Origin of the sequence: Kineosporia sp. NBRC 101731 (assembly GCF_030269305.1) — a bacterium.
In the GTDB taxonomy this organism is placed as follows: domain Bacteria; phylum Actinomycetota; class Actinomycetes; order Actinomycetales; family Kineosporiaceae; genus Kineosporia.
This window is the reverse complement of record NZ_BSTC01000009.1, coordinates 48545-65198: the sequence shown is the minus strand read 5'-3', so window position 1 is coordinate 65198 and position 16654 is coordinate 48545. Positions and strand designations below refer to the sequence as shown.

The following is a 16654-nucleotide window of genomic DNA, read 5'->3' as shown; positions in this document are numbered from 1 at the left end:
ACGATGCCCTGATGGTCAGAACGGGATGAAGCCGTGCACAGCGGTGCCACCCGCCGGCGCCGAGCGCAGCTGGATCCGCCCGCCGACGGCCACGATCCGCCGGCGGATGTTGACCATGCCCGAGGATCCCTGCAGGTCACGCCGGTTCAGCCCGGGGCCGTTGTCGGTCACCGAGAACGCCAGCCCGGCCGGGGAATCGGCGACGCGGACCACCACCTCGGCGTCGGAGGCGTGCTTGCGGGCGTTGTTCACCGCCTCCAGGCAGATGAAGTAGACCGCCAGTTCCACGGCCGCCTCGTAACGCCGGGCCGTGTCCCACTCCCTCAGGTCGAGCCGGACCTGGCTACCGGCGTCGCGGAACTCGGCCAGCAACGCCGGATAGATCCCGGCCTCCTGCAGCAGTGGGCTGCCGCCGGTCGCGGTGAGGAAGAGCGCGCTCTCGGCCCGGTCCAGCCCCTTGCGCAGGCGCCGGAGCTGTTCCTGCAGGGCGGTCTGGTCGTTGTTACGCGCGTGCAGTTCCAGCAGGCCGAGCGTCATCCCGAGGGCCACCAGGTGGTGCTGGGCCCCGTCGTGCAGGTCACGTTCGATGTCCCGGCGCTCGGCGTCCCGCTCGGCGAAGGCCCGGCGGCGCACCGCGGCCACCCGCTCGGCGTGGCCCCGGGCCGACTCCAGCGACCGGTCGAGCTCGCTCTGCAGCACGGCTGCGCGCAGTGCCGGGCCGAGCAGGTCGGTCACCTCGGTCAGGAGCCGCTCGCGCCGGCGACCGAGCGGGAGGAACCGGAGCTCCAGGAAGAGCTCGCCCACCCTCTCGCGGCCCGCCGTCAGCGCGACCCGCCGGGACCGGCGGAAGGGGGCCGGCCGACCGGGCCAGGCGAACTCACGGCCGTCGGCCAGGACCAGACGGACCCGGGCCGCGCCGAGTCCCGACCGCAGCCACTGGCACAGCTGGGTCAGATGCACCCCGCCCGGGCCCGGCCGGATCGCCGCGACCAGGGCGAGCAGCTCGTCCCGGCCCGTCGGGAGTGAGCTCATCGCTCTCGCCGCGCCCGCAGATATGTCAGAACCGCCAGCACCCGGCGGTGGTGGGAGGTCGCGTCGGTGGGCAGGTCCAGCTTGGAGAAGATCGCGGCGACGTTCTTCTCCACCGCTTTCGGGGACAGGAACAGCTCCCGCGCGATGCCGGAGTTCGACCGGCCCTCGGCCATCAGTTTCAGCACCTCGGCCTCGCGACCGGTCAGCGACCCGAGTTCGTCCGGCTGGCCGGCCGGGTGACCGACCAGCTGACCGGCCACCAGCGGCTCGATGACGATCTCGCCGTCGGAGACCCGGCGCACGGTGTCCCGCAGGGCATCGGCGCTGGAGACCCGCTCTTTCAGCCGGTAGCCGATGGCCTCCGTGCCGATCTTCAGGATCTCCATCAGGTAGTGCGCCTCGGCGTAGTGCGACAGCAACAGCAACCCGATGTGTGGGTGCAGCGCGCGCAGCCGCCGGGCCGTGACCAGCCCGCCGTCCGGCTCGGGGGGCATCCTGATGTCGAGCACCGCCACGTCGGCCGGCGTGTGCTCGAGCAGAGTCACCAGCTTGTCGCCGCCGTCCACAGCGCCGACCACCGTGTGGCCGGTGGCCTCGAGCAGCAGCACCAGGCCCTCACGGAACAGCGCGCCGTCCTCTGCCACCGCCACCCGCAAGGGGGTGGGCCGGTCGGCACTGGGCTCGGTCATGTGATCGCCATGGGTCTTGTTGATGAACTTCCAGGTAGCCGGGGCAGGGACAGCAGGGCAGATTACTGAGTGGGATTATCGTAAACGTCACTAAATCCTGCATTTTTCACGTACGCAAGGAGATCTTTGAGCTACGGACTGGGCATCGACGTCGGTACCACGTTCGTCTCCGCGGCCGTCAGCCGCCGCGGAGCTGCGCAAATGGTACGGGCCGATGGCGGTTTTCCACTCATGCCCTCCGTGGTGCAGATGTCGCCGGACGGATCGCTCACCGTCGGTGAACCCACCTCCGTGACCTCGGGACTGCCCGAGATGGCCGCTCACCTGTTCCGTCGTCGCCTCGGCGACTCCACGCCGATCCAGCTGGGGGGCCGGGCCACTACTGCGGGCGACCTGCTGACCGCTCTGCTCTCCGGGGCCCTCGAACGGGTGACGGCGCTCGAGGGTGGTCCTCCCGCCCACGTGGTGGTGACCTGTCCCGCGGTCTGGGGACCGTATCGTCGCGAACAGTTCGCCGAGGTCACCCGGCGGGCCGGTCTGGGCCGGGACGAGGTCACCCTGCTCACCGAGGCCGAGGCGGTGGCCATCCACTACCTGGGCAGCCGCCCCCGCGGCGGACCGGAGCCGATCGCCGTGTACGACGCCGGCGGCAGTTCGTTCGACGCGACGGTGATCCGGACCTCCCAGGCCGGACCGGCCGGCCGGACCGGGACGAACTCGATCGGGGTGCTCGGCGTGCCGGAGTCGCTGGAGTGGTTCGGCGGCGTGGACATCGATGCCGCGGTGATGGCCCACCTGGACCTGGCCTCGGACGGTGTGGTCGGCCTGCTCGACACCGGCCGCCCCGACGATGCGATGCGGTGGCGCCGGGTGCGGGACGCCTGCGTGCGGGCCAAGGAGTCGCTGTCGACGGTCGCTGAGGTCGTCGTCGACCTCCCGTTCACCGGACCGGGACGGCGTACGACGCTGCGCCGGGACTGGCTCGAGGAGTGGATCCGACCACAGCTCGCGGCCGGCTTGCCCGCTCTGCGCCGGGGGCTCGACTCGGCCGGCATGCGCGCGGCCGACCTGGGCGCCGTTCTGCTCACCGGGGGTACCGCGCGCATCCCCCTGGTGTCCCGGATGCTGACCGAAGACCTCGGGCGGCCCGTCGTCATGCTGCCGGAACCGCAGCACTGCGCGGCGCTCGGGGCGGCGCTGGTGGCCGGGCGCACCGGGCCGCCCGGCTGGCGCCGCTAGTCGTTCTTCTTCCGGGCCTTCGTGTTCTTCTTCTTTTTCTGCTTCTTCGCCGTCCGGGCCGGGGCCTTCTTCACCTTCTGGGTACTCGCCCCGGTCACGGCCGGGGTGGTGTCGTTCGCCGGGCGCTGGGCGTAGAGGAAGTCGCTGTCGGCCACGTTCCAGTGGGTGTCCAGATAGCTGCCCGGCGCCGGATCGGTGTTGAAGTAGTCGTCGCCGTTGCAGTCGATGATGTTGGCGGCGTAGCCGTTCTTCGGCTGGCCCGCGGGCAGCCGGCAGATCTGCTGCAGGCCCCCCGCCGGCAGGTCACCGTCGTCGTAGCAGAGCACGTCCTCGTCGTCGTAGCAGTGCCCGGCGTCGGTGGCGTGCGGTGCGCTGCTGTTCACCGCGCCCAGGGTGTGCAACAGCTCGTGCAGTGTGGGGGCCCAGCCCCAGCAGCCGGTACCGATCGCGGCGTAGTGCGGGCCGTAGTTGGAGAGGTTGAACCACTGCGGCTGGTCGTTGCCGCCCGCCCCGAAACCGACCCCGCAGGCGTCCTGGTCGTACCAGACGATGTACTTGCGGTCCGCGCGGTCGTACCCCATCGACTTGAGGGCGACGGTGATCGTGTCGGTGCTCTCCATCGACGCCTGAGGCACCACCACGTCGTCGATCACCTGCCGGCAGTCGGCGTCCCGCACGTACCGCACCTTGCGCCAGCCGCCACCGTTGAGCTTCGCCGAGAACACGAACGCCCCGTCGATCGTGTCCAGCCAGCCCCGGAACCGGGCCTCGTAGGCGCCGAACCGGTCGGTCTGCTCGTCGCCCCGCACGTACAGCGCCATCACCCGCTTCCCGGTGGTGCCGTCGTCCACACACTGACTCTGGGGGGTGGGCTCCGGGGAGACGAACGGGGCGGGGGCGGGGGCGGCGGCCGCCACCGGGGCGGACTGTGCGGCCCGGGCCCCGGCGGCGAACGGAATCAGACCCAGGCACACCAGTGCCCCGATCACCGGGATCAGTGCGGGCCCACCGGCCCGTCGCAGAGCCGTCAGCAGCTTGGTCCTCATCAGCTCAACGCCTTCCCAGCGCCGCCACGACATCGGCCTGGGTCAGCAGCTGCATGTCCTGCAAGGAGGGGTTCGGGATGGTACGCAGCCGGCTGGCCTGACGGGTGATCGCCTTGTCCATCACCTGGCGGGCGTACCGGCCGTTACCGAACGTGTCGCCCCGGTCGACCGTGGAGAAGTGCTGGCGCAGCACGTGCAGCGTCTGCCCGGAGGCCTCGTAACCGCCGGCCGCGGACATCGTCTGGAAGATCGCGACGAGCTCGTCCGGGCTGTACGAGGCGAAGTTGATCTGATGGCTGAACCGCGACGCCAGACCGACGTTCGCGTCGAGGAACTGCTTCATGTCACCGGTGTAACCGGCCACGATCACCACGATCTCGTCGCGGTGGTCCTCCATCAGCTTGACCAGGGTGTCGATCGCCTCGCGGCCGAAGTCGTTGCCGCCCCCGGGCGGCGACAGCGTGTACGCCTCGTCGATGAAGAGCACCCCGCCGCGGGCCCGGTTGAACACCTCCAGCGTCTTCTGCGCGGTGTGACCGACGTACTGCCCCACCAGGTCGGCCCGGGCCACCTCGACCATCTGGCCGGTGGCCAGGATGCCCATCGCGTTGAGCAACTGGGCGTAGAGCCGGGCCACGGTGGTCTTACCGGTACCGGGCGGCCCGGCGAAGACCAGGTGCCGCGACATCGACGGTGCCGGCAGACCGGCCTCGACCCGGGCCTTGGCCGAGGCGATCAGGTCGACCACGTCGGCCACCTCACGCTTCACCTCGGCCAGACCGATCATGCCCTCGAGCTTGTGCATCAGGTTGTCCACCACCGTGCGGCTTCCGGCCTGCGCGGCGTCGCTCTGTTCGGCGGTGTCGGACAGGTCTTCCGGCAGCAGCCGGGCCAGCTCGATCTCGGCGACGTCCGGGGTGGCCGCCAGCCGGTAGGCCTGGCGTCCCAGCATCTCCTCGAACACCAGCCGGGCGGCGCGGGCGTTACCGAAGGTCTCGGTGCGCGGCATCTTCTCGAAGACCGCGCGCAGCGCCTCCTGGGTCTCGTACTCCAGGGCGTAGTGGTTCTTGCGGCACAACCGCTCGACGATCGTCACCAGTTCATCGCTGGAGTAACTCTCGAACTCCACAGTCTTGGTGAAACGTGAATCCAGACCTGGGTTCTGGGACATGAAGGCCCGCATGTTGGGCGCGTAACCGGCCACGATGACGACCAGCTCGTCGCGATGGTCCTCCATCAGCTTGACCAGGGTGTCGATCGCCTCGCGACCGAAGTCCTGACTGCTGCCGTCCGGCGGGGCGAGGGTGTAGGCCTCGTCGATGAAAAGGACTCCGCCCAGGGCCTCCTCGATCTTCTTGGTGGTCTTCACCGCCGTACCACCGATGTGCTCGGCGACCAGGTCGGCCCGGGCCACCTCCACCATCTGGCCAGACTTGAGCACGCCGAGACTCGCCAGGATCTTTCCGTAAAGCCTTGCCACCGTGGTCTTACCGGTACCGGGCGGTCCGGCGAAGACCAGGTGCCGGGACATCGGCGGCGCCTGCAGGCCGGCCGAGGACCGGCGCTTGGCCACCTGGTGCAGGCCCACCAGCGTGCCCACCTCGCGCTTCACCGGGTCCAGGCCGACCAGCGCGTTCAGCTCGGCGAGCAACGCCTTGATCGGGTCGACGTCGTCCTTCTTCGCCTCCTCGCCGTCCGCGGGCTTCTTCTCCGCGACCGGCTTGTCGTAGGCGCTCAGGCTCACCCGCTCCCCGTTGTTCTCCGGCCGGCCCTCGGGTCGTTCCGGGTTGCCCGGCCGGTCGGGCTTGCCAGGCTGCTTCGGCGTCGCCGGACGGCGCGGCGTGGTGGGCGAGGGCCGGACGCCGTTGTGGCCGAGGTCGAGATCCGAACTGTCAACGATGATGCCGGAATTCGCGGTGGTGAGACCTTCACCCCCGTTGCCCCGCAGGGTACAGCCGCGCACCGCGACCGGGCGGTTGGTGCGGATCTCCACACCGTCCCGGGCATTGGACACGATCTCGGAGTCGGCCAGGACCCCCTGACTGCCCTCCGCCCAGATCATGCCGCTGCCCTGCGAGTCGCGTACCCGGCAGCCGGTGAACTCCGCCACGGCGCCGTCGCCGACCTCGACGCCGGTGCGTTCGGAGGCGGAGACGTCCGTGGCGCTCACCGTCGCCTTGGAGCCCGCAGTCAGTTCCAGACCGGTCTTGTTGTCGCGGATCTGGGAATTACTGAGGATCAGCACGGTCTCCCCGGCCACCCGGATCCCGGCGCGGGTGGCCGCCTCGACGATGCATTCCTCCATCGTGATCACCCCGCCGGCCGTGTGCACGCCGTACTGACCGCCGCTGACGGTCAGGCCCCGCAGCACCGGCTGGGCCGTCTCCTCGACCGACACCCCGACGTCGTTCCCGGTCAGCACCGTGCCGTCGACCGTCGCGGTGGAGGTGCCGAGCAGCAGCATCCCGACGCCCTGGGAGTCGGAGACCGAACCGCCGGCGAACGCCGGCGTTCCCTCCTCGGTCACGGCCACCCCGGCCGCCCCGGAGCCGCTGAAGGTGCAGTTCTGGAACGTTCCGCCGGCCCCGCCGGAGATGTGCAGGGCGTGCCCCTTCGAATCCTGCACCGTGCAGCCGTTCAGCAGCGGGGCCGAGGACTCCCGCAGCACCACCCCGTGGGCCCCGGCAGCGGTGAAGGTGCAGTCGTCGACCTGCGGAGCGGCGTGCCCGGCCACGTAGAGACCGACCTTGGCGTCCTCCACCGTGACCCGGGTCAGGTTCAGGCGGGCATCCTGCTGCACCACCACCCCGGCGCCTTCCACCCCGGTGATCCAGCAGTCCCGCAGCACCGCGGCGGTGGCTCCCCCGGCCATCACCCCGCTGCCCTTGACCTTGCTGATCGTGCAGTCCTCGAACACCGGCGACGTGTCGCCGGCCAGCAGCAGGCCACCGTTGCCGAGGTCTTCCAGCGTCACGCCCTTGAACTCGCCCGAGCCGTCCTCGACGATCACGCCGGCACCGCCCGGGTTGCGGATCGTGCCGCCACTCATCCGGATCCGGCCGCCGCGCACGTGCACCGCGGCCACGCCGTCGGCCTCGACGGTGCAGTCGGTCAGCCGGGCGTTGCCGCCGAACATCTGCACGGTCGGCAGTTCGCGGTCACCGCCGCGGATCGTCAGACCACTCAGCTCGATCCGGCCGTGCGCCACGAGAATGCCCTGCCCGGGCGGAACCTCGACAATGACCGAACCCGGGCCCTCCTCGGCCACCACGGTCACGTCCTGACGGAACGTGAGCTGCTCACGATAGGTCCCGGGCCGTACCGCGACCGTGGCCCCCGGCGACGCCGCGGCCAGGGCCCGGCCGATACCGGTGACGCAGTCGGAGTCCGTGGCCGAGACGGACAGCACTGCGACGGTCATGACCGTGCTCCTTCAGGTTGGGGGCTGAGCGCGAAGAGGGTTCCGTCGGAACGCATCCCGAGCGGGTACCGCCACTGCTCGGGGATCCTCGGCTGGGTCGGGGCCGTCGGCTGGACCAGTTGCATCGACTCCCGCAGACGCTCACGCGCCCGCTCGTCCACCGCCTCGTCCGGGGTCGCGGACGCGGGCAGCTCACGCAGCAGCACCCGCAGCTGGTCGCCGTCCTCGGGCTGCTCCACGTCGAGCACCACGAACTGGGTGCCGGGTGCGAAGAGCACCCGGGTGCCGCCGTCACCGCCCGGTCCGGTCACCCGGTCGGTGCGCCGCGCCGTACTCGACCAGATCGCGTACTCCACCGTGCTCTCGCCGGCGGACGAGGGAACCAGCCGGGCCTCGGTGAACGCCGGTTCCACCAGCCGCAGGCCGGACCGGTACCGCTTCAGCTGGGTGGTGTCCGGGTTGCCCGCCCGGAACACCGGTCCCACCACTGCCGGCAGCCGGCTCAGCCCGGAACGCGCACACCGCGCGAGCAAGGCCGCCCCGGCCGGGTCGATCTCCGCGAAACCGCCACCGGGCCGGATCTCCTCGCCGCGCAGTACGGCATCCACCACCGCGCTGGCCCCGGCCAGGTGGGCCCGGACCGCGACCAGACCGATCATCAGGTCTCCCCGGCCGGCGGACGCGCGCAGGCCCGGCTGCAGCGCCAGGACACCGGTGATCGCCCGCGAGTGCGCCTCGTAACGCCAGCCGAGCAGGGATCGCACCTGCTCCCGGTCGTCGCGTTGGGCGTCACCGCCGATCGGCATCCAGGAGGCGCGTTCCTCGATCGGGGAGGGTTCCTTCTCCGCAGGCTCCTGCGATTCCGCACCGGCGGCCTCGCTCTCCTCGTCCACCAGGAGTGCGGTGAGCTCTTCGGGCTCCTCGGTCGGGATCGCCGTGGCCTCGACGACCGGCGGGAACTCCAGCTCGGTCAGGATCTCCAGCACCGCGCCGACCGGCTCCACCGCTTCGGGGAGATGCTGGGGGACGTCTTCGGCGGCCGGGGTGCCCCGGGTCACCTGAGCCGCCTCGGGCTCCTGAGTCTTTACGGACGACCCGGTCGTCTCAGGTGCCGAGGTCGCCTCAGACTCCTGAGCCGACGCGGACGTCGTGGTCGCCCCGGACGACCGTTGCGCCCCGGACGGTTTCGTGGGCCGGTCGGTGCCGACGGGGTCCGGGTCCATCGGGACCGATCCGGGAACCTCCACGCCCGGAAGGGCTCCCCCGGGCAGGCCGGAGGTCCCGATCCCGAACGAGTCCAGGTCGATCTTCGAGGTCAGACTCGCCTGCGCGATCGCCTCGGCCTCTTCGACCACCTCGGCGTCGTCGCGTTCCTGGGCGATGCCCTCGCTCCGGGCGGAAATCTCTTCTTGCGAGGATGTTTCGGCCGTTGAAGGAGTTTCTGCGGCTGGGTTCGCCACCCGGTCCGGGACCGCCGGGCCGGAGACAGCTGGGCCAGCGCCGGCTGGGCCGGAAGCAATCGGGACGGCGGGATCCGGAGCAGCCGCCGGGCCGGAGGCAACCGGAGTAGCAGCCGGGTCGGCCCCACCCTGAGCAACCGTGCCCTGAGCCACCGTGCCCCGACCGACCATGTCGTGACCGACGACGTCCTGGGGGACAGCGTCCTGGGAGACTGCCCCACCCGCAGTCTTTTCCGCAGGACCACCCGCGGCGCCGGTCGGGGTCGCCACCTCGGAATGACCGGCCCTGAAAGCGGGGGCCGGGGCATCAGGGGGGACGGACCGGTCCGGAGTGTCAGCCGGGTCTACCGCACCGGCCGGATCGATCACCCCGGAACCGCCTGCTGGACGCCCTGCCTCGATCCGGGCCAAGGCCTCGGCGAGGCCGGAGAGCTCCAGGTCGTCCAAGTTCAGGATCCCGCTGCGACCGAAACGCGCACGATCGTCGGCAGACTCTTCGCCGGTCGTCGGTCGCCCGGCCGGAACTTCCGTCGGATTCGCGACCGGGCCCGGGTTCCCGGCCAGATTCGGGTTCACGATCTGCTGGGTGGCGAACGCGTCTGTTCCGAACGCCCCAGCCTCAGACGTTCTGGCTTCGAAAACAGCCGAATCGACGGGCTCGGCAGGCGCAGTCGACCCGGCAGGCGCGGTCGACGCGGTCGACTCGACGGCGCCCGGCCCCTGCTGCGCCTCGACCAGCCGCAGCATGTCCTCGAACGAGTCGGCCGCCCCGGCCACCATCCGGGCCGGCGTACTTCGATCGAGATCGGCCTTGCCCCAGACCGGATTCACCGGATCCGCAGCAACGCTTCCTGCGTCGGCCGCGACCGGGGACGTGCCCCAGAGCGGGGCATCCGGATCGGCTGCGGGAGTGGGGTCCTCCCCCGGAGCCCGGTCGGCGGGCTCGGCGCCGAACTTGGGCGACTCCGGCAGGGTTCCCCAGAGCGGAGTGGTCTCCTCGACCGGATCGCCGACCACGGCGTCCCTGCGTCCGGATTCTTCCTCGACGACCGCCGGAGGAGGCACCAACTGGGTGAGACCGGACAGGTCCGGCAGCGCGAGGTCGGGCGGCGGGAGCTCGAAGAGGTCGGCGGAAACGGCCTTGACCAGGGGCGGCTCGACGGCCCGGGGACGGTCGACGGCCCGGGGGGCCGGGGGTTCCACGGACCTGGCGATCACCGGGGGCGGGGGCGATCCGGCCGACGCACCGGCCGTGGGCAGGATCAGCGACGCCCGGGACGCGGGCGGCACCGGCGCGGCCCGGTTGACGTCCCGGATCGGGATGCGGGGGCGGCGCATGGCCGGCAGTACGCGGCCCAGCTGGGTCTGCTTCGTGCTGCCGGGGGCACGCGAGACGAAACCCTCCTCGGCCAGCATGATCCGGGGCCCCATCAGAATCGGCCCGGGGCTGCTGATGACCACCACCCCGAGGGTGGAGGAGAGGCTGGACATGACCGGGCCGAGGACGGCGGCGGTGACCCGCCCACCGGCCGCCAGGACGACCGGGCGACGGCCCCAGTCCGGGCTGCAACGGATGGCCTGGGCCAGCATGCGCACCGATACCGGCCGCCCGGAGACCCGGAACCCGCTGCGACCGAACGGGATGTGGACGACGAAGTGTGAGTCGGGAGCGGTCGGCAACTCTTCCAGCGAGACCGGCAGGGAGGAGAAGAACCAGCCGGCCCGGGTGGCGGTACCGGCGGCCAGGACCCGCTCGGTCGCGGCGTCCGGCGGGGTCTCCGGAACCTCCGCGCGCACCCGGCCGCGGGTGGAGGGCCGGCTGGAGGGCGCGATCTCCCATCCCTCGCCGGAGGGCAGCACGGACGGCACCCCGGACCGGTCGAAGCGCAGCTCCCCGCCACCGCGCAGCAGGGCCCAGCCGGGCCGGTTCAGCATCCAGGGACGGGTCCGGCGGCGCACCCTACGCATCGGGCCGTCCGCCGGGGACCGTGACTGCATCAGGCGCTCACCTGTGGCACGGTCCAGACCGGCTCACCCTCGTCGGGACGTTGCAGGAAGCTCAGCACCCGGTGCAGCGCGACATCGGACACCTCGGGACCGGCATCCTGCGCGAGGCGCAGGTAGGAGAGCAGTTCGGGCTCCGGCGCGAGACCGTAGCGCTCGAGGTAGTAGCTGATCGTGTCGGTCCAGACCCAGTGACCGTCGGTCCGGAACGTGAGCGGCACCACGTCGGGCTGGTCCGGGTCGAGGATGTCGCCCATCGTCGCCGAGGTGGTCAGCACCGGCAGGCCGTTACCGAGGTACTGCAACAGCCGGGTGAGCTCGTCGAGGTCCTCGATCAGTGGGTGGTCCTCGGCGAACATCGGGCCGTACTGCGGGTCGACCACGTCGAACACCCGGGCCATGCGCACCGGCACGGCCGGTTCGTCGGCCCAGACCAGGGCCGCGTGCGCGCAGGCACTGCTCTGGTAGCCGGGTACCGGCGTCCCCGGACCACAGATCTCGACCTGGGGATTCTTCTCCCCGGCCCCGGCCAGGGCGTCCTGCATGCGCCCGGTGATGGCGATCATGTACTCACCGGACACCTCCGTCCCCGCCTGCACGACGAACACGCGGCGCGGCGCGGGCCAGGGCGACCCGTCCGCCGGGGTGCGCCAGGCGCGCCAGACCGCGACCAGACCGTGCTCCTGACCGGCGGCCAGACGCATGGCGTGATCCACGTCGTCCAGCATCGGGCCGACGTCACCGCTGGTCAGATCGATCGGGCCGGGATGCGAACCCTGCTCCTGGCGGCGCGGGTCGGTCGGGGCGAACACCCAGGGCACGGGCAGGATGACGGACTCGTCGACCTGGTCCAGGGTCTCGACCAGCTCCGCGTCCTCCCCCGCCGACCGCAGCTCGGCCGCCATCAGCAGCGCGTCCTGCGCGAGCACGGGCACCCGCCCGGTCGCGGCGGCGAAGCCGACGGCCTGGGCGACGTCCACCGTCCCGCCCTCGGCCAGCCAGGCCCGGGCCTCGCTGATCAGATCGTCCGGCAGCGAACCGGCCAGGCGCAGCAGCATCGTGTGCCACGCCTCCGGACCGGTCGGCACCGGGATCGGATTGGTGGCGTCCTCGTCCATGACGGCATCACCGAAGGAAGGCGGCCCCCATGCCGCTGCGTCCATCTCCCGCCGGGACATCTCCGACTCGGGCACTGCCACCTCCGGTCACGCACCTGTTACCGGTGGCATCACGCACACCAGTACCTACACCCATGCACGGACGGACAGCCGGAAGGGTTCAGGTGAGGTTCAGGACGGCCGGTCGGATTCTTACGGGCGCCGCGCCGCCGCGACCAGCCCGCCGTACCGCTCGGACAGACGCTGGGCCCGCTCGGCCGAGTCGAAGGCCCTCTTGACCACCGCGAGCAGCACCTCCATCCCGCTGTCGGTCTGACTGAGCGTGCGCTGGTTGACGAGATGCGAACGGCCGTTCCGGCCGCGGATCGAGACCGGGAAGTGCCTCCACTCGAACACCAGCAGCTTCGGGCCGTCGGGCCAGCTCGGGGTCACGCCCACCGTGGTCATCTCCCCGAACGCGCCCTTCTGCGACACGGCCCGCTCCGGGTCGCGGGCCAGCGCGGCCTCCAGGTACTGGCGCAGCGTGACCTGGGAAGCGGCCAGGAGCCTCAGCGAGTCCTCGCGCCGCCCCTCCGCCCGCGCCCTCATCGCCTCATCGCTCTTCTCGGAGTCCTCCATCGTCTGGTCGATCCAGTTGCCGTCCTCGCTGTGACCGAGCGTCCGGGCCAGTCTCGGCTGACGGCGGACGAGGTGATCGGCCAGCCGATCGGTCAGGACCGCGGCATTGCGCTGCAGGTAGTCACGCACCGGCTCGGACATGCTCGCGAAGACGTCACCGAGCTGCTCGGCGCGGCTGAGCATGAACAGGTGGTTCTTGAACAGGTGGTCGTCGTGCAGCCCCTGGGCCAGTCCGACCGTGTGGGTGAACGCGGTGGCGAGCGCCGCCTCGAACTCCTTCGTCTCGGCGAAACCTCCCAGGTGATTCAGCCACTCCTGGCTCAGGGGCTCCCCGGCCACGCTCTCCAGGAAGCCCGGGGTCTCGGAGGCCGCGAAGTAATCCGCCTCCTTCACCATGTTCTGGGTCCAGCCGGCCAGCCCTGCGGCCGTGGTGGCCTCGGCCAGCCCACGATGCAGTTCCATCGACCCGGCCGCGGGAACCCCCGGGGTGAGCTGCGGGAAGTACCGGCGCGGCGAGGAGTTCGCGTGGTGGGCCAGCTTGGTCTCCCGGAAGAACTCGGGCACCTGCCCCCGGCGGGACAGCAGCGCCTTGCGCACCCGCCGGATCGCGTGCTTCTGCGCCGATGAAGCCCCCATCTCCTCGTGGGCCCAGTCGCTCACGAGCTTCCGGTGACCGGGCTGGTTGGGCCGGGTTGCCTGGTTCAGGTTCAGCCCGTGCCCGCCCGCGACCTCGAGCCACATCAGCATTGCCTTGGCGTTCTCGTGCTGGTCCCAGACGTTCTGCCACATCGGCCGGGTGCGGCCGTTCTCCTCGACGGTCGCCTGCTGTTCCTGCCGGACCGAGGCGCCCGGGCCGTAGACGGCCTCGATGTTGTACCGGCCCTCGTACCGCTCCGGGGAGCGGCCCGTGACCGCCCTCGCGATGTTGCTGCTGGCGTAGACCCGTCCGTCCACCCCGTGGGCGAACTCGCGTCGGTCCAGCTTCAGGGTCACTCCCAGATGGGGGAAGGCCGCCGTCTGCGCGCTCTGCCACCCCACGGGCGGCTCCTCCCCGTCCTTCGTGAGCAGGTACACGCCGCTCTCGATCTCACCGCCGACCAGACCGCCCTTGAGACCCTCGCGGTGCCAACCGGAGTCGTTGACGATCGCTGCCATGTCGGCGGTGAGGTCGGCAACCAGCGTGTCCGCGTCACGGCCGGGTCGCGGCCCCTCCAGGAGGGCCGCCGCCACCACCGGCACCAGAGTTTCCCGTACCGCCTGGACGTCGGCGCCACCGTTCTCGTTCCGGTTACCGGGCAGCAGGTGCTCCAGGGGGTGGCCGGACACCCGGGCTGCCAGGCTGTTCGCCATCCGCAGGGCCTGGCCCTCGGCCGGTTTCAGCGTGCGGTCGCGGGCCGCCCCGAGCAGCTCGACCGCCTTGTCCGCCACGCCGGGGTAACCCAGTTTCCCGGCCAGGTCACGCATCTGGGGCAGGTGCGGGGTTCCCGCCGACGGCGCGGGCTGCGGCTGGGCCACACGCAGCCCGTCCGGCGATTCCTGGCCGTCCTTCGTGCGCACGGGCACGCCGCTCGCGCTCTCACCGCCGACCAGACCGCCGGGCAGACCGCCGCGGTGCCAGCCCCGGTCCTCGACGACCGACCGCATCCAGCTGGTCAGGTCGTACGTGAAGGCGCGCGGGTCTCGCCGGGCCCGGGGGTCGGTCCGCATCGCGGCGGCCGCGATCGGCACGATGTAGTCGCGCACCGCACCGATGTTCGGGTCGACGGAGGGCTGGCTGGTTCCGGTCACCAGGTGTGCCCTCGAATACCCGGAGGCCCGTTCGGCCAGGATGCTCGCGCGCTCCAGGGCCTGGCGGTCGTGCCGCCGCAACCGGTGGTCCCGGGCCCCCTCGTAGATCTGCCGGGCCTTCCCGGCCGCGTCGGGCACCCCGATCTCGGCCGCCAGGTCGCGTAGTTCGACCACCCAGGGTGGGTCGATCGAACGCATCGCCGACGCGACCAGACCACCGTTGCGCTCGGAGAGATCCCGCGCGTGCTCGGCCGAGTCGAACGCCGACTGCACGGCCTTGAGCATCACGTCCAGGCCCTTGTCGGTCTCGTCGAGCGGACGCTGCGCGACCTCGTAGGTGCGGCCGTTACGACCCCGCATCGTGGTCGGGAAGTGCCTCAGCTCGTACACCAGCAGATCCGGGCCGCCTGGCCAGCTCGCTTCGATGTCCACCGTGGTCATGTCGCCGAACGCCCCCACCTGGGGCACGGCCCGCTTGCGGTCCTGGCCCACCGCGGCCTCCGCGTACTGGCGGAGCGTGACGACGGAGGCCCGGCCCGAACGGGTCGAGTCCTCGATCGTCTGGTCGATCCAGCTGCGCTTCGCGGTGTGGCCCAGGTCCGCGGCCATCGTCGGATGCTTCTCGGCGACGTAGTCGGCCAGATCCTGAACCAGTTCCGCGGCATTCACCTCGGCGTAGCCGCGCACCGTCTCGTCCAGCTTCTCGAAGACGTCGCCGAGCCGCTCGGCCCGGCTGAGGAGGAACATGTAGTTCTTCTGCAGCTCGTCACCGTGGATACCCCGGGCCAGGGCAACCGTGTGGGTGTACAGGGTGGCGAGCGCGGCCTCGAACTCCTTCGTCTCGGCGAAGCGGCGCAGGAACTTCACCTGCTTGCGGCTCAGCTGCCCCTCGCCCATGGCCTCCAGCATCTCCGGGGACGCACTGGCGGCGAACTCGGCCGCGTCCTGCGTGACGTTCTGCGTCCACCCGGCGAGCCCATGGGCCTTGATCGAGGAACTGACCAGGCGACGGGTCAGGTCGAGCGCTCCGGCCGCCGGGACCCCGGGGGTGAGCTGTGGGTAGTACCGGCGGCCGGAGGCCGGCTGGTCGTGCCCCAGCCGCATCTGCGGAAAGTCGTCGCCCACCTCGCCGATCCGGTCCAGCAGCGCGTCCCGGACCCGCTCGATCGCCCGCTGTTCGCGCGGCACCGCCTGCACCTCGGACCGGGCCCACCGTCGAACCAGCTTGCGGTGCCCGGCCTCGTCGGGCCGGAACGCCTCCTCGATCGTGAGCCCGTTCTCACCGGCCTTCTCCAGCCACCGCAGCATCGACTTGGCATTCTCGTGCTGGTCCCAGACGTTCTGCCACACCGGCGTCCGGCGGCCGTCCGCGCCCACCCGCATCGTCCGTCGCTCCGCCGGGACCGCGGCCCCCGGGCCGTAGACCACCTCGATGATGTTGCGGCGCTCGGTGCGTGCGGCGGAATGACCGGTGGCGATCTTCACGACCGCCGTGTTGGGGTAGAGCCGGCCGTCCGTGCCCCAGGCCACCGTGCGGCGGTCCATCGTCAGTTGCAGCCCCAGAGTGGGGAACTTGCCCACGTCCGCGCCGGACCACGACTCGGCGACGGTCTCCCCCTCCGCCGTGCGCAGGTACACGCCGCTCTCGATCTCACCGCCGATCAGACCACCCTTGAGGCCACCCCGGTGCCAGCCGAGGTCATTCACGACCGTGACCATCTGACGGACCAGGTCGTGCACGAACGTGTCCGGGTCGTGATGGGGCTGCGGACCGGCCAGCAGTGCGGCGGCCGCCACCGGCACCAGATGGTTACCGATCGCGATGGCGCTCTCGTCCCCTCCACTGTGCCGGCCGCCGGTCAGCAGCTGGTTCCGCGCGTAACCGGAAGCCCGCTCCGCCAGGACGCTCGCCATCTCGAGGGCATGCCCCTCCTTCGGCGACAGCGTGCGCTCGCGGGCGGCGACGCCCAGCTGAGCACCCCGCTCGGCCGCGCCGGGAAGATCGAGTATTCCAGCCAGGAGGTGCATCTCGGAGGCGGCACGAGGCTCCGCGGGCGGCGCCAGAGGAATCTGGCCGTCACTCTGCCCGGCCCGCACCGGACGTCCGTCCGGCGTGAACCCGACCGGGAACGGCCTGGTCCCCCGGGCCTCGAGACTCATGAAACCGTACTGGGGAGACCAGATACGCGGCCGTGGGGTGGTGGCTCCGGCGCCGGGGGTCGACCGGAGGGGAACCTTC

General features: G+C 71.3%; 8 protein-coding genes (1 of these 8 only partly in view). 1 reads left to right on the top strand and 7 read right to left on the bottom strand.

Annotated features, from left to right (window positions below):
- Nucleotides 1–15: 15 nt before the first annotated feature.
- Together QSK05_RS23320 and QSK05_RS23315 are read right to left on the bottom strand one after the other, a co-directional pair.
- Nucleotides 16–1032: a sensor histidine kinase gene (locus tag QSK05_RS23320; protein ID WP_285599427.1), complete on the bottom strand. Its 1017-nt coding sequence runs from the start codon at nucleotides 1030–1032 to the stop codon at nucleotides 16–18.
- The gene (locus tag QSK05_RS23315; protein ID WP_285599426.1) at nucleotides 1029–1721 is read right to left on the bottom strand and encodes a response regulator transcription factor; all 693 of its coding nucleotides are present in this window, start codon (nucleotides 1719–1721) and stop codon (nucleotides 1029–1031) included. Before QSK05_RS23315 ends, QSK05_RS23320 begins: the two co-directional genes overlap by 4 nt.
- A 126-nt stretch (nucleotides 1722–1847) precedes the next feature.
- Between QSK05_RS23315 and QSK05_RS23310 the strand changes: the two genes are divergently transcribed.
- Nucleotides 1848–2960, top strand: a complete 1113-nt coding sequence (locus QSK05_RS23310; protein WP_285599425.1) for an Hsp70 family protein — start codon at nucleotides 1848–1850, stop codon at nucleotides 2958–2960.
- Here QSK05_RS23310 and QSK05_RS23305 read toward each other — a convergent pair.
- The 5 genes from QSK05_RS23305 to QSK05_RS23285 all read right to left on the bottom strand — a co-directional run.
- The gene (locus QSK05_RS23305; RefSeq protein ID WP_285599424.1) at nucleotides 2957–4006 is read right to left on the bottom strand and encodes a hypothetical protein; all 1050 of its coding nucleotides are present in this window, start codon (nucleotides 4004–4006) and stop codon (nucleotides 2957–2959) included. The two genes, QSK05_RS23310 and QSK05_RS23305, sit on opposite strands and share 4 nt — an antisense overlap.
- Nucleotides 4007–4010: 4 nt before the next feature.
- The gene (locus tag QSK05_RS23300) at nucleotides 4011–7427 is read right to left on the bottom strand and encodes a right-handed parallel beta-helix repeat-containing protein (protein ID WP_285599423.1); all 3417 of its coding nucleotides are present in this window, start codon (nucleotides 7425–7427) and stop codon (nucleotides 4011–4013) included.
- The gene (locus tag QSK05_RS23295; protein WP_285599422.1) at nucleotides 7424–10885 is read right to left on the bottom strand and encodes a hypothetical protein; all 3462 of its coding nucleotides are present in this window, start codon (nucleotides 10883–10885) and stop codon (nucleotides 7424–7426) included. Before QSK05_RS23295 ends, QSK05_RS23300 begins: the two co-directional genes overlap by 4 nt.
- A complete protein-coding gene (locus QSK05_RS23290) occupies nucleotides 10885–12009 on the bottom strand; it encodes a hypothetical protein (RefSeq protein ID WP_285599421.1) in 1125 nt (374 codons plus the stop codon). The genes QSK05_RS23295 and QSK05_RS23290 overlap by 1 nt, the downstream gene beginning before the upstream one ends.
- 192 nt (nucleotides 12010–12201) lie before the next feature.
- A protein-coding gene (locus tag QSK05_RS23285; protein WP_285599420.1) for a hypothetical protein crosses the window boundary here: on the bottom strand, nucleotides 12202–16654 show its end. It continues 48521 nt past the right edge of the window; the window shows 4453 of its 52974 coding nt (coding positions 48522–52974); its start codon lies beyond the right edge, outside the window — the gene reads right to left on this strand; its stop codon occupies nucleotides 12202–12204.